Source organism: Bradyrhizobium sp. USDA 4486 (genome assembly GCF_054057995.1).
In genome coordinates, this window is the sequence record NZ_JBSRZV010000001.1 from 5862673 (window position 1) to 5876212 (window position 13540).

Sequence of the window (13540 nt, forward strand, 5' to 3'; positions counted from 1 at the left end):
CGCTCACGCCGCGTCGACGCGATAGAGCTCCGTGTCGCACCAGCCGCAGCGGTAGATGCCGCCTCTCCCGGCCACCGGCCCGACCAGCGCCTTGCGCCGGCATGTCGCGCAGACCACGCCGTCCGCGGTGTCGCAGCCAGGGTGAGCTGCGACATAATCCTCGCGTGTGGGATAGGAGGCCCAGAAGCGGCGATAGACGAACTGGTTGAAGAGCAGGACCAGCCCCAGTGCGCCAAAGCCGATGACCAGGCCGTGATACTGATCCCAGAACACAAGCAGGGAATTCCTCATGCTTTTGCCGGCAGATCTCTCATCAAGAGTCGCCCTCGATAGCCGTAATTCCTGAAAGCCGGCTTAAGCGGAAGCCGTACCTATCGTTTCCGTAATGTGACGGCCCGGCCCTCGCGGAACGCGCGGGAAACCATTATCTTGCCCAACATCCCCCGATAATGGACGGACGCATGACCAATCCTGCCACAACCTCCCTGCTCGACCGCGCCAATCTCGATCGCGACCAAGTTCGCAACGAGGTCGCGCGCGGGCTTGCCGGCGCCGACGACGGCGAATTGTTCCTGGAATACAGCCAGACCGAAGCGCTGATGTTCGACAATGGGCGGCTGAAGCAGGCGACCTACGACACCTCGCAGGGTTTTGGCCTGCGCGCCGTCAAGGACGACGCGGTCGGCTATGCGCATTCCTCCGATGTGTCGCTGCCGGCGCTGATTCGCGCCGCCGACGCGGTCGCGGCCGTGCGCGGCGGCTATTCCGGCAGCTTCGCCGCCCCGCCTCCGCACACCAATGTGCGGCTCTATGGCGACGACAATCCGCTGGATGCGCCGGGCTTCGAGACCAAGGTCAAGCTGCTCGCCGAGATCGATGCTTATCTGCGCGACAAGGATCCGCGGGTGCGGCAGGTCAGCGTCAGCCTTGGCGCGACCTGGCAGGTGGTCGAGATCCTGCGGCCCGACGGCGAGAGCTATCGCGACATCCGCCCGCTGGTGCGCGTCAACATCTCCGTCGTCGCAGGTCAAGGCGACCGCCAGGAGAGCGGCAGCAAGGGTTATGGCGGCCGCGCCGGCTATGCCGAATTCATCGAGAGCAAGAACTGGCGCGAGGCCGCCGACGGCGCGTTGCGCGAGGCCCTGGTCAATCTGGAATCGATCCCCGCCCCCGCCGGCGAGATGGACGTCGTGCTCGGCGCCGGCTGGCCCGGCGTGATGCTGCATGAAGCGGTCGGCCACGGCCTCGAAGGCGACTTCAACCGCAAGAAAACGTCCGCGTTCGCCGGCCTGATGGGCCAGCAGGTCGCCGCGAAGGGCGTCACTGTCGTCGACGACGGCACCATCGCCTCGCGCCGCGGCTCGCTGTCGATCGACGACGAGGGCACGCCGACTAACCGCACGGTGCTGATCGAAGACGGCATCCTCGTCGGCTACATGCAGGACCGCCAGAACGCGCGGCTGATGAACATGAAGCCGACCGGCAACGGCCGCCGCCAGGGCTATGCCCATGTGCCGATGCCGCGCATGACCAACACCTACATGCTCGCGGGCGACCGCGACCCGGCCGAGATCCTTGCCTCCGTGAAGAACGGCGTGTTCGCCGCAAATTTCGGCGGCGGGCAGGTCGACATCACCTCGGGCAAATACGTGTTCCAGTGCACCGAGGCCTACAAGATCGAGAACGGCAAGATCGGCGCGCCGCTGAAAGGCGCCATGCTGATCGGCAACGGGCCAACCGACCTGCATCGCATCCGCATGATCGGCAACGATCTGGCGCTCGATACCGGTATCGGCACCTGCGGCAAGAACGGCCAGGGCGTGCCTGTCGGCGTTGGCCAGCCGTCACTTCTGATGGAACGCATTACGGTGGGTGGAACAGGCGCATGAGTGTCGAGAAGGTAACTGTCCCCGCCAAGCGGAAGACCAGCGGCTGGGGCGGCCAGCTGATGCAGCTCGCCGGCATCGTCGCGGCCGTGTTCATCGCCAAGGGCGCGCTCGCCGAGCCGTTCTACGTGCCGTCGGGCTCGATGGAGCCGACGCTGCTGATCGGCGACGCCCTGCTCGCCTCGAAATTCCCCTACGGCTACGGTACCTCGTCGCTACCGATCCAGATCAACCTGCCCGAGAGCGGCCGCGTGTTCGCGGAGACGCCGAAGCAGGGCGACGTCGTCGTGTTCCGCTGGCCCGGCGACCGCTCGCAGGCCTGGGTCAAGCGCGTCGTGGGGCTGCCCGGCGATCGCATCCAGATGCGGCAGGGCCAGCTCTTCATCAACGACCGTCCCGCCGAGTTGAAGCCGGATGGCATCGGCCAGGCCGAGGACGACAATGGCGGCAGCGAGCCCGCCCACCGCTATGTCGAGACGCTGCCGAACGGCGTCTCGCATCTGATCTTCAAGATGCGCGACAACGGTCCGCTCGACAACACGCCCGAGGTGACGGTACCCCCCGGCCATCTCTTCGTGCTCGGCGATAACCGCGACAATTCCGCCGACAGCCGCGTGCCGCTGCGTTCCGGCGGGGTCGGCCTGTTGCCGATCGACAATCTGGTCGGACGCGCGGATGCCGTGCTCGGCTCCTGGGATCTCGGCATGCGCGGCCAGCCGGTGTGGACCTGGCTCTCCGGTTTCCGGCTCGCGCGGTTCTTCACCGCCGTGCACTGAGCTGATCCTCATGACCTTCGACGACGTCAGAAAATTCGCGCTGACGTGGCCGGAGGTCGAGGACGGCACCTCATACGGCACGCCGGCGCTGAAGGTGCGCAAGAAGCTGTTGGCGCGCCTGAAGGAAGACGGCGACAGCCTGGTGATGCCGGATGTGCCGATCGACGAGCGTGCCATGCTGGTCGATCGCCAACCAAAAATCTTCTATTTCACCGATCACTACGCCGACTATCCGATCGTGCTGATCCGCCTGTCGAAGGCCAAGCGCGGGATCGTCGAGCCGTTCCTGCGGCGGCGCTGGCGCGCACTGGCATCGAAGGCGGCGCGGGCCCAGTATGACGCGCGCGAGGGCGCGTGAGCCACGCGATGGACGAGGCGCGCTTTCTCGCACTGGCGCTGAAAAATCCGGTCAATGCCGCGATCGTCGATGAACTCCATCGCCTCGCGCTGCCGGATGCGTGGCTGGTCGCTGGGTGTCTCGCGCAGACGGTATGGAACGTGCTGACGATGCGCGCGATCGACCACGGCATCTCGGATTATGACGTGTTCTATTTCGACCCCGACACCTCGTGGGAAGCCGAGGATGCCGTGATCCGCACGCTGCACGAACGGCTCGGGCATCTCGGCGCCAGGATCGAGATCCGCAACCAGGCACGCGTGCACCTCTGGTATCCCGACAAGCACGGCCTGCCTTATCCACCGTTGATGCGTTCGAGCGACGGCATCGACCGCTTCCTGACGCAGAACACGCAAGTCGGTGTCAGGCGCAGGGGCGATGGCCATGAGGTCTACGCACCGCACGGCTTCGACGATATCGCAGGGCTGATCGCGCGGCCCAATCGGGCGCTGAATTTTTCCGCCGCGAACTACGCCGCAAAGACCGCGCGATGGAAGAGGCTATGGCCGGAGCTGACGGTGATTGCCGCGGAGTGAGTTGTCGTGGGCAAAGCGAAGCGTGCCCACGATTTCTTCGCGATCACGGAAAGATGGCGGGCACGGCGCTTCGCGCCTTTGCCCCTGCGGCACCTTACCTACCGCACCACGCCCGACGTGAATCCCGCTTTGCGGCGCGGCGGCTTGATTTCCTTTTTGAGGAAGCAGCGCGCCTCGCGCCCGGTGTAACCGGGGCGGGCATAGGTGAAGGCGCGACATTTGTTGTCGGCGATACAGGCCGCCTTGCAGGCCTCCTCGCCTTCGCCGTCCTTGAGCTCGAAATTGCGCAGATCGCCGCCGGGGCGGTCGATCGACGTCTCCACGCCTTCGACGCGCGGCTCGATCACGCCGGCACCGCGCACACCGGAGATGCAGCAATTGCCGGGCACACGCGGCGGCACGGCGTTCTTGAGCCAGCACACAGCCGAGCCGCCTTCGACGTCGGGATAGTTGAAGCTCCAGGAACGACAGCGGCGGTCGCGCTCGCAGAGCAGCGCGCAATCCTCGGGATCGCCCGAGGTGACCGGCGCGCTGAAATAGTCGCCGCCAGGCCGATCGAACGCCGTCTGGGCGCGCGCGGGCCAGCTCGCAAATGCGAACGAAAGCAACGCGACGCAGGCCGCGACGCTTGCCAAGACCTTCGGCATGACGGCCCTGGACGGGCGGCCCTTCCCCATCAGAACAGCTTTCGAGTTATTGACGACGCTCAGGTTTTTTCAGCCGGTCATTTGATCGCCGCAAACCTGTATGGGCGATGAACGGCTCAAACTCCTGGGCGTTGGCCTATCTGTCTAGAAAGCGTATTCCGCGTAGGCCGGTTCCACCGAGCCGTTCCAAGGACCGTTGAACTTCTCGAGCATCTCCTCGGCCGGGGTGCGGCCGGAATCGATGATGCGATCGAGCGGCTCTAGATGCCGCGTCTCGTCACGGCCGAGCTGGTCGATCCGGCCGCGCCGGCGCAGGCCGGCATGTGCCAGGACGAGGCATTCCTTGGCGATCTCGAACAGATAACGGTCCTTGATCCGCGCCTTGAAGCCGAAGCGCGGCACGTCGTCGCGCAGGGCCTGACGCTCATGCGCGCTCCAGTGCTTGACGATCTCCCAGGCCGCATCAAGCGAGACATCGTCATAGAGCAGCCCAACCCAGAATGCCGGCAGTGCCGGCAGCCGGCCCCACGGGCCGCCGTCGGAGCCGCGCATCTCGAGATAGCGCTTCAGCCGCACCTCCGGGAAGATGGTCGAGAGATGGTTGGCCCAGTCCGACAGGGTCGGACGCTCGCCGGGAAGGTTGTTGTTGCGGCCGTCGAAGAAAGCGCGGAACGAGGAGCCCGAGACGTCGATATACTCCTCGCCGCGCTTGACGAAATACATGGGCACGTCGAGCGCATAGTCGACATAGCGCTCAAACCCCATGCCGTCCTCGAACGCCCACGGCATCATGCCCGAGCGCGCATTGTCGGTGTCGCGCCAGATCTCGGAGCGGAACGAGAGGAAGCCGTTCGGCCTGCCCTCCGTGAACGGCGAATTGGCGAACAGGGCGGTCGCGACCGGCTGGAGCGCGAGCGAGACGCGCAGCTTCTTGACCATGTCGGCTTCGGAGGAGAAATCGAGATTGGTCTGCACCGTGCAGGTCCGGTACATCATGTCGAGGCCGTATTGGCCGACCTTCGGCATGTAATTGGTCATGATCTTGTAGCGGCCCTTGGGCATCACCGGGATGTCGGCGCGCGACCAGGACGGCGTCATGCCGAGGCCGAGGAAGCCGATCCCGAGCGGGGCCGCGATCTCGCGCACCTGTGCCAGATGCGCCATTAGCTCGCTCTGGGTCTGGTGCACGTTCTCGACCGGCGCGCCGGAGAGCTCGAACTGTCCACCGGGCTCGAGCGAGATCGCGCCGCCGCCGGTGACGTCGTAGAGGCCGATGATGTTGCCCTTCTCCATGATCGGCTCCCAGCCGAGCAGGAGCTTCATGCCTTCGAGCAGCGCGCCGATGCCGCGCGGGCCTTCGTAAGGCACGGGATGGTGGCCCTCGAGCGTGAACGGCGTCTTCTCGTGCTCGGTGCCCATGCGGAATTCGGACGGGTCCTTGCAGCCGGCCTCGAACCACGCGACAAGCTCGTCGCGCGATTGCAGCGGCGTCATATCGATCTGGTCTCGCGCCATATCAAACTCTAATCAAAAGCGCTTCGACCGAATGCGCGCGGGTGACGGGATGGTCCGCGAACCCACCGGGCGCGCAGACGTGCTGGTTTGCCGCGCGATCATCGCGTCGGCGAGGTTTCGTTGACGTTGGCGGCGGGCGGCAGTTTCATCTCGCCGCACGAGCAGCCCAGGCGGTCGAGCAGACCGCAGAGCTTGACGGCATCGGCATCGGACAGTTTCGAGCCGACATATTTCTCGATGGCGGCAGAATAGGCGCCCCACATCCGCTTCTGCAATTCGCGGCCGGCTTCCGTGATCTCGACGAACTGGCCGCGCTTGTCGATCTTGCATTCGCGCCGGGAGGCAAGGCCCTCGTCGACCAGGCGGTCGATCAGGCGCGAGGTCGAGTATTGCGGGATCAGCATCTGCCGCTCGAGCTCGACCGGCCGCAGCTCTCCGCTCGGCGCACGCGACAATTCCAGCAGCGCGTCATACCAGGCGAGCGGCGGGAACCCCGCCTTCTTCAAATCCTGCTCGACGCAATCGAGCACGCGGCTCTGCACCCGCATCAGGCGGATCCAGGCGGCAGTCGCCTCGGTCGATGGTTTGCGTTTCATGGTCCCGCTCAAGCTCGTCGTCCGTCTCTTACCCTATTTGATGCAGCTGCATCAATCTTGACTATTTCATGCAGGCGCATGTAGTCGTTCTTTCGCCTCGGCCAAGCGGCAAGAGGAGGAAATTCCATAAAACTGTAATATTCGCCCGGCGTCGGCTCCCTGTCCCCCGCATCGCTCCTGGAAGCCGGCCTGCCTTGCGAGCTGGTCAAGGTCGAATATCCGGGCCAAGAAGCTCGAAAATGCGAGGATTATCTGAAGCTGAACTCCAAGGGCCAGCTGGCCTCGACAGCGGTGAGATCGTGACCGAAGGTCCGGTGATTGTCCAGATGACCGCCGATCGGGCTTTCGCCTGGGCGCTGGCGCCGCGAAGCAAAGGCGCATCACGTCAGCAGCGGCGAAGAGATGACGGCCCTTCCTTGCGGAACCCGGGAGGGTCTGAGGCGTTGCCATATCAATTTTACGAGCATTGGCAGAGTTAACAATAACTCCGCCGTGTATACTCTGCGAACATTAGCATCCTTGTGAGAGCAATCCAGTTGGCTCAACCTCAGCTAGGGACGCGAATGCGGACCGCTGAACTGGGAAGCTGTCGTGACGATCGTATTTTTCTTATTGCTCGCGAGCGGAATCACCGGACTGGCGACAGGCCTATTCTTCCGGGTCTGGGCGCTGGTGCTCGTCTCGCCGGCCATCGCAATTCTTGCAGCGATCGTTCTGCAGAGCTCGAACTTCGGATTCTGGACGGGCATTCCAATCGTCGTCGGCTGCCTGCTGGTTGGCCAGCTCGCCTATGTGGCGGGGGCGTTCCACCTGCAAAGAGGGGAACTCTCAATGCAGGACGACGCTGACGGCGAACCAGGCAAGCACCGACATCGCCACATCGGCGACCAGGACGAGTAGGGCCAGGCCCACCCACGAGGGAATTTTCCTGCGGCGCCTGAGCGTCTTGCGACGCGACCATGGCCGTCCCAGCAGCAACAGCGGCGAGTATCTGACCGCAACGCCGGCTGCGCTATCTTGAAACACGGTGAGGTTCATTGCGGGACACCTTCGATGCTAATGGTCGCTGTGTGGATTCGTTAGCAAGAGCGGTGCCAGTGCGGAGCGGGCGTGGCCGTAGCGGGGATTTGCAGCGACCCTAGTGTGGCACGGAAACACATGAGCCGATGTGACAGGACGGCAAATGGGTCGGAGCATTGACCGCGGTGACGAGGCCGCGCGGTCTCCCCGTTCGGCGACGGAAAATAAACGGCCGGATCAAGGATCCGGCCCATGTTGTTTCTGCGTCGTCGGCAGGCCGTCAGGCCGCCGTCTTGTTCGGCGCGAACCGGCCGTAGAAGGTTTCGCCCTTCGCTGCCATCTCCTCGAGCAGCTTCGGCGGGGTGAAGCGCGAGCCGTATTTCGCCTCCAGCTTGTGGCAGAGCTCGACGAACGTCTTCGTGCCCATGAAGTCGATGTAGGACAGCGTGCCGCCGGTGAACGGCGCAAAGCCGAAGCCGAGGATCGAGCCGACATCCGCCTCGCGCGGATCGGTGATGACGTGGTCCTCGACCGTGCGCGCAGCTTCCACCGCCTGCACCACCAGGAAGCGCTGCTTCAGCTCCTCGACGTCGAGGGTGTCAGGATCAAGCTGCTTCGGCTGCAGCGCCGAGAGGCCCGGCCACAGGCTCTTCTGACCCTTGCCCTTCTCGGGATAGTCGTAAAAGCCCTTGCCGTTCTTGCGGCCGAGACGGCCCTGGTTCTCGACCATCTCCACCATCAGCTTCTTCTGATCGGGATTGATGGCGTTGGGGCCTAGATCGGCTTCGGTGGCCTTCATGATCTTGAGGCCGAGGTCGAGGGCGACTTCGTCCGACAGCGAGAGCGGGCCGACCGGCATGCCGGCCATTTTGGCGCAGTTCTCGATCATCGCCGGCGGCACGCCTTCGAGGAACATCTCGTTGCCTTCGGCGACGTAGCGGCCGACGCAGCGATTGGCGAAGAAGCCGCGGCTGTCGTTGACGACGATCGGCGTCTTGCCGATCTGCCGGACATAGTCGAGCGCGGTCGCGAGTGCGACGTCGCCGGTGTTCTTGCCGAGGATGATCTCGACCAGCATCATCTTCTCGACCGGCGAGAAGAAGTGGATGCCGACGAACTTGCCCTGGTCCTTGAAGTTCTCGGCCAGCGAGGTGATCGGCAGCGTCGAGGTGTTCGACGCGAAGATCACGTCCGGCTTGAGATATTCCTGCGCCTTGGCGAAGGTCTCGGCCTTGACCTTGCGGTCCTCGAACACCGCCTCGATCACGAGGTCGACGTCCTTCAGCGCGGCGTAGTCAGCGGTCGCCGTAACGCGCGCCAGCAGCGCTTCGGCGTCGCCGGGCTTGGCGCGGCCTTTCTTGATCTGCTCCTCGATCACCTTCTGCGCATGGGCCTTGCCCTTGTCGGCGCTTTCCTGGTCGCGGTCGATCAGCACGACGTCGAGGCCGGCGCGGGCCGAGACGTAGCCGACGCTCGCGCCCATGAAGCCGGCGCCGATCACGGCGATCTTCTTCACCTTGGTCGCGGGCACGTCCTTCGGACGTCGCGCGCCCTTATTGAGCTCCTGCATCGACAGGAACAGGCTGCGGATCATCGCGGCCGCTTCCTTCGAACGCAGCACCGAGGTGAAGTAGCGCGACTCGACGCGCAGCGCGGCGTCGATCGGCAGCTGCAGGCCTTCATAGACGCAGCTCATGATCGCGCGCGCGGCCGGATAATTGTCGTAGGTCTCGCGGCGATAGATCGCGTTGCCGGCCGGGAACATCATCATGCCGGCCTTGGAGAACACCGGGCCGCCGGGCAGCTTGAAACCCTTCTCGTCCCAGGGCGCGACGGCCTTGCCACCGCCCTTGATCCAGTCCTTCGCGGCCCTGATGAGATCGGCGGCGGGAACGACGGCGTGGATCAGGTTCAGCGCCTTGGCCTTCTCGACGGTGACCGGATCGCCCTTGAGCAGGATCGTCATCGCATCCTGCGGCGGCACCAGGCGCGGCACGCGCTGCGTGCCGCCGGCGCCGGGAAACAGGCCGACCTTGACCTCGGGCAGGCCGAGGCGCGTTTTGGGGTTGTCCGCGGCGACGCGATAGTGGCAGCACAGCGTGATCTCGAAACCGCCGCCGAGCGCGAGGCCGTTGATCGCGGCCGCCCACGGCTTGCCTGACGTTTCGATCGAACGCAGCACCTGCGAGAAGCGGCGGCTCTGGTCGAACAGCATCTGGTTCGCGGCGGTCTCGCCCTGCTCCTTCAGAACCTTGGCGTAGGCCTGGTTCATGCCTTCGAGCATGGAGAGATCTGCGCCGGCGCAGAACGCCTCCTTGGCCGAGGTGATGACCACGCCCTTCACTGCGGCATCAGCCGTGGTCGCCTTGACGATCGCCTCCAACTCGTTGGTCGAGGTCTCGTCGAGCACGTTCATCGAACGGCCCGGAATGTCCCAGGTGACGAGTGCAATGCCGTCGGAATCGGTCTCTAGCTCGAAGTTCTTGAAGGCCATTTGGTTGCTCCCTCGGTGCCGCAGCCGATCCCAGGCGCGGCGGTTGAATTCTCGATCTCGTAGGCTGGGCAAGGCGCAGCGTGCCCACCATTTCTTGCTGTGCTCGTGATGGTGGGCACGCTTCGCTTTGCCCACCCTACGGCAGTTACACCCGCTCGATGATGGTCGCGGTGCCCATGCCGCCGCCGATACAGAGCGTGACGAGGGCCGTGGACTTGTTGGTGCGCTCGAGCTCGTCGAGCACAGTGCCCAAGATCATCGCGCCGGTCGCCCCCAGCGGATGGCCCAGCGCGATCGCGCCGCCATTGACGTTGATCTTGTCGTTGTCGATCTCGAAGGCCTGGATGTAGCGCAGCACCACGGAGGCGAAGGCCTCGTTGAGCTCGAACAGATCGATGTCCGACTTCTTCATGCCGGAGCGCGCGAACAGCTTCTCGGTGACGTCGACCGGACCGGTCAGCATCATCGCCGGCTCAGAGCCAATGTTGGCGAACGCACGGATTCTTGCACGCGGCTTCATGCCGTACTTCGCGCCTGCTTCCTTGCTGCCGAGGAGCACGGCGCCGGCGCCGTCGACGATGCCGGAGGAATTACCGGCATGATGCACGTAGTTGACGCGCTCGATCTCGGGATGCGACTGCACCGCAACGCCGTCGAAGCCGCCCATCTGCGCCATCATTGTGAACGACGGCTGCAGCTGCGCCAGCGACTGCATCGTCGTCGAGGGACGCATATGCTCGTCCTTGGCGAGGATAGTGAGGCCGTTGATGTCCTTCACCGGCACCACCGACTTGTTGAAGCGGCCCTCGTCCCAGGCCTTGCCGGCGCGCTGCTGGCTCTGCACGGCGTAGGCATCGACGTCGTCACGGGAGAAGCCATACTTGGTGGCGATCAGGTCGGCCGAGACGCCCTGCGGCATGAAATAGGCCGGTACCGCCATCGACGGGTCCATCGGCCAGGCGCCGCCGGAGGCACCGATGCCGACGCGGCTCATCGATTCGGCGCCGCCGCCGATCACCAGCTCATGCTGGCCGCTCATCACCTGGGCTGCCGCAAAGTTCACGGCGTCGAGCCCGGAGGCGCAGAAGCGGCTGATCTGCACGCCCGGCACGGCTTCGCCGAGACCTGCTTTCAGCGCCGCAAAGCGCGCGATATCAGAGCCGGCTTCACCGACCGGATCGACCACGCCGAGCACGACGTCGTCGACCGAATCTTCCGGCAGGTTGTTGCGGTCCTTCAGCGCCTTCAGCGGCACTGTGGCGAGCGCCAGCGCGGTGACTTCGTGCAGCGCGCCGTCCGGCTTGCCGCGACCGCGAGGAGTACGAACGTGGTCGTAGATGAATGCCTCAGGCATGACGCCCTCCTGATCTGTTGTTCGAATTTCGATGGCGCGGAAGCACCTCAGAACGCTTCCGCCGGCAATTCCATGATGGTGACACAGCCGGACTGGATGCGCGCGAGATTGGCCGCCGTCTCCGGCAGCATCCGCTCCATGAAGAAGCGGCCGGTGACGAGCTTGGTCGAGAGATAGGGCGTAGCGCCGCTCGCGGCAATCTTGGCCTGGGTCACCTTGGCCATCTTCGCCCACATGTAGCCGAGCACGACGAAGCCGAAGAGATGCAGATAATCGGTCGCGGCCGCACCGGCATTGTCGGGCTTCGCCATCGCGTTCTGCATCAGCCAGGTCGTGGCCTGCTGGAGATGGCCGAGCGAGGTGGAAAGCGGGGTAATGAACGGCTTCATCGCCTCGTCGCCGCCGTTCTCCTTGGCGAAGGCCATGACCTCGCCGAAGAACGCCATGATGGCACGGCCGCCGTCGCGCGGCAGCTTGCGGCCGACGAGGTCGAGCGCCTGGATGCCGTTGGCGCCCTCATAGATCATCGCGATGCGGGCATCGCGCACGAACTGCTCCATGCCCTGCTCGGCGATGTAGCCGTGGCCGCCATACATCTGCTGCGCCTGCACCGCGTTGGCGAAACCGTAATCGGTGAGAAAGCCCTTCAGCACCGGCGTCATCAGGCCCATGTGGTCGTCTGCGGCCTGGCGGTCCTTCGGGTCCTCGGAGCGGTGGGCGACGTCGCTCTTCAGCGCGGTCCACATCACGAAGGCGCGCGCGGCCTCGTTGAAGGCGCGGATCGAGAGCAGCGTGCGGCGCACGTCGGGATGCACGATGATCGGATCGGCCGGCTTGTCCGGCGCCTTCGCGCCAGTGAGCGCGCGGCCCTGGATGCGCTCGCGGGCATAGGCGACGGCGTTCTGATAGGCAACCTCGGACTGCGCGAGGCCCTGCACGGCGACGCCGAGGCGAGCCTCGTTCATCATCACGAACATGCCTTGCATGCCCTTGTTCTCTTCGCCGATCAGCCAGCCGGTGGCGTTGTCGTAGTTCATCACGCAGGTGGAATTACCGTGGATGCCCATCTTGTGCTCGATCGAGCCGCAGACGACGCCGTTGCGTGCGCCGACCGAACCGTCGGCATTGACCAGGAATTTCGGCACGACGAACAGCGACACGCCCTTGATACCGGCGGGCGCGCCCTCGATGCGGGCGAGCACGAGATGGATGATGTTGTCGGCGAGGTCATGCTCGCCGGCCGAGATAAATATCTTGGTGCCCGTGATCTTGAAGCTGCCGTCGGCCTGGCGCACCGCCTTGGTGCGGAGCATGCCGAGATCGGTGCCGCAATGCGGCTCGGTCAGGTTCATGGTGCCGGTCCATTCGCCGGCGATCATCTTCGGCACGTAGGTCTGCTTCTGCTCGGGCGAGCCGTGAACGAGCAGCGCCGCGGTCGCACCCATGGTGAGGCCGCCATACATCGAGAACGCCATGTTGGCGGAGATCTGGAATTCGTTGACGGCTTGCGAGAGCGTCACCGGCAGGCCCTGGCCGCCGAACTCGGTCGGCGCCGACAGGCCGAGCCAGCCGCCCTCGGCGACCTGCTTGAACGCTTCCTTGAAGCCCTTCGGCGTGGTGACGCTGCCGTCATCGGCGCGCTTGCAGCCTTCGAGATCGCCCACGCGATTCAGCGGCTGCAGCACTTCTTCGGCGAGCTTGGCGGCTTCGCCCAGGATCGCTTCGCGCACGTCGCTCGACGCATCGGAGAAGCCGGCGAGATTGTCGTAGCGGTCGATCTGGAAGACGTCGTTGAGCAGGAAGTTCACGTCTTCGACAGGGGCTTTATAGATCGGCATTGCGTTCTCCCGGCACGGGCTTGGATTGGTGGAATTCTCTAGGATTGGGCGGCGAGTTGCTCCGCCATCAGGCGATGCAGCATGTTGATCGCCTTGAGCGGACGCACCATCACCTTGAAATGGGTGATGCGTCCCTCGGCGTCGAAGGTGATGATGTCGACGCCGTTGATCTCGATGCCGTCGATGATGGTCTTGAATTCGAGCACGGCGCCGCTCTCGTTTTTCCACTCGCCGACATAGCTGAAGCCGGGACCGCCGAGCACCTTCTCGGCGCTTGCGAGATATTTGAAGGTGATGTCGCGCCCACGCTGCGGGGTGTGCACGACGGGGCTCTCGAACACCGCGTCGGGATGCAGAAGCTCCCACAGCGCCTTGGTGTCGTGAGACCTCATGTAGGCGTACCAGCACTCGAGGCCGATCATTCTCAGGTGCCTCCCTAGGGCCTTGGGCAAAGCTGCGAAAACAACCCCATGCACAGTAG

The 13540-nt window shown here is 64.6% G+C and carries 13 protein-coding genes; 5 read left to right on the top strand and 8 right to left on the bottom strand.

The annotated features are described in order from the left end of the window. Positions 1–3: 3 nt before the first annotated feature. Positions 4–291, bottom strand: a complete 288-nt coding sequence (locus ACVWY3_RS27735; protein ID WP_456841296.1) for a hypothetical protein — start codon at positions 289–291, stop codon at positions 4–6. Between the two features lie 170 nt (positions 292–461). Between ACVWY3_RS27735 and tldD the strand changes: the two genes are divergently transcribed. The 4 genes from tldD to ACVWY3_RS27755 are packed head-to-tail and all read left to right on the top strand — an operon-like array spanning position 462 to position 3595. Further along, on the top strand, positions 462–1889 hold the full coding sequence (gene tldD / locus ACVWY3_RS27740) for a metalloprotease TldD (RefSeq protein WP_456841297.1): 1428 nt from the start codon (positions 462–464) through the stop codon (positions 1887–1889). Next, positions 1886–2662 (top strand): signal peptidase I, encoded by a 777-nt coding sequence (gene lepB, locus ACVWY3_RS27745; protein WP_456841298.1) that lies wholly within the window; start codon positions 1886–1888, stop codon positions 2660–2662. Before tldD ends, lepB begins: the two co-directional genes overlap by 4 nt. A gap of 10 nt (positions 2663–2672) precedes the next feature. Further along, positions 2673–3020 carry an MmcQ/YjbR family DNA-binding protein gene (locus ACVWY3_RS27750; RefSeq protein ID WP_456841299.1) on the top strand — a complete coding sequence of 116 codons (348 nt, stop codon included), beginning with the start codon at positions 2673–2675 and terminating at the stop codon, positions 3018–3020. 8 nt (positions 3021–3028) lie between these two features. After that, positions 3029–3595 (top strand): nucleotidyltransferase family protein, encoded by a 567-nt coding sequence (locus tag ACVWY3_RS27755; RefSeq protein WP_456843476.1) that lies wholly within the window; start codon positions 3029–3031, stop codon positions 3593–3595. A 98-nt stretch (positions 3596–3693) separates the two neighbouring features. On the opposite strand, the gene ACVWY3_RS27760 is transcribed toward ACVWY3_RS27755, so the two are convergent. The 3 genes from ACVWY3_RS27760 to ACVWY3_RS27770 all read right to left on the bottom strand — a co-directional run bounded on the left by ACVWY3_RS27760 (position 3694) and on the right by ACVWY3_RS27770 (position 6353). Next, positions 3694–4272 (bottom strand): PAN domain-containing protein, encoded by a 579-nt coding sequence (locus tag ACVWY3_RS27760; RefSeq protein WP_456841300.1) that lies wholly within the window; start codon positions 4270–4272, stop codon positions 3694–3696. Positions 4273–4386: 114 nt separating this feature from the next. Then, positions 4387–5757, bottom strand: a complete 1371-nt coding sequence (locus tag ACVWY3_RS27765; protein ID WP_456841301.1) for a glutamate--cysteine ligase — start codon at positions 5755–5757, stop codon at positions 4387–4389. Positions 5758–5855: 98 nt separating this feature from the next. Next, positions 5856–6353 (bottom strand): MarR family winged helix-turn-helix transcriptional regulator, encoded by a 498-nt coding sequence (locus tag ACVWY3_RS27770; protein ID WP_456841302.1) that lies wholly within the window; start codon positions 6351–6353, stop codon positions 5856–5858. A gap of 591 nt (positions 6354–6944) precedes the next feature. Between ACVWY3_RS27770 and ACVWY3_RS27775 the strand changes: the two genes are divergently transcribed. Further along, positions 6945–7253, top strand: a complete 309-nt coding sequence (locus ACVWY3_RS27775; protein ID WP_456841303.1) for a hypothetical protein — start codon at positions 6945–6947, stop codon at positions 7251–7253. 400 nt (positions 7254–7653) lie between these two features. Here the strand turns inward: ACVWY3_RS27775 and ACVWY3_RS27780 are convergent, their stop codons facing one another. From ACVWY3_RS27780 to ACVWY3_RS27795, 4 genes are all read right to left on the bottom strand, one after another. Further along, on the bottom strand, positions 7654–9867 hold the full coding sequence (locus ACVWY3_RS27780; protein WP_456841304.1) for an FAD-dependent oxidoreductase: 2214 nt from the start codon (positions 9865–9867) through the stop codon (positions 7654–7656). 145 nt (positions 9868–10012) lie between these two features. Continuing rightward, complete coding sequence (locus ACVWY3_RS27785) at positions 10013–11221, bottom strand: acetyl-CoA C-acetyltransferase (protein WP_456841305.1); 1209 nt, start codon at positions 11219–11221, stop codon at positions 10013–10015. A gap of 47 nt (positions 11222–11268) precedes the next feature. Beyond that, positions 11269–13059, bottom strand: a complete 1791-nt coding sequence (locus ACVWY3_RS27790; protein ID WP_456841306.1) for an acyl-CoA dehydrogenase C-terminal domain-containing protein — start codon at positions 13057–13059, stop codon at positions 11269–11271. A gap of 38 nt (positions 13060–13097) precedes the next feature. Then, positions 13098–13481 carry a nuclear transport factor 2 family protein gene (locus tag ACVWY3_RS27795; protein WP_456841307.1) on the bottom strand — a complete coding sequence of 128 codons (384 nt, stop codon included), beginning with the start codon at positions 13479–13481 and terminating at the stop codon, positions 13098–13100. Positions 13482–13540 lie beyond the last annotated feature (59 nt).